At 69.8% G+C, this 427-nt stretch carries 1 pseudogene; it reads right to left on the bottom strand.

Going from position 1 to position 427, the window contains the following annotated elements:
• Positions 1-427 (bottom strand): annotated as a pseudogene (locus tag I6F38_RS43470) (integrase); the annotation flags it as partial.

The raw sequence follows: 427 nt of genomic DNA, 5'->3' as shown, positions 1-427 counted from the left end.
CTGTCAGGTAGCGCTCCAGAGCCGTTCTCGCCAGCGGCGGCAGGGCCACCTTGCCGCTACGCCCGCCCTTCCCCGTCAGCTGGAGCCATTCCTCGCCCTCGCGGTCGGCGCCGATATCGCCCAGCCTGGCGGCGACGAGTTCGCTCGCCCGCAGCCCTGTCGCATAACCGAAATCCAGCACGAAACGCAGGCGCTGCGCGGCTGCGGCTTCCCACCCATAGGACCACTCCAGTCCATCGGCGATGGTCCGGACGAGCCGCCACTCGCCTTCGCTGAAGGCATGGGAGCCATCCAGCGCGGCGGTGCGGCCACCGCCCCGGACCTTGATGCCCGCGAATGGATTGGCCAGGACATACCGCTGCTGCGCCAGCCAGCGGAACATGGCCCCGACGATGGAGAGCGCGTGCGCGACCGACCAGGCCGATAG

The organism is Bradyrhizobium sp. BRP56 (genome assembly GCF_020194035.1).
In the GTDB taxonomy this organism is placed as follows: domain Bacteria; phylum Pseudomonadota; class Alphaproteobacteria; order Rhizobiales; family Xanthobacteraceae; genus Bradyrhizobium; species Bradyrhizobium australafricanum.
Note: the sequence above shows the minus strand (reverse complement) of the source record. Positions and strands in the feature narration are given on the sequence as shown.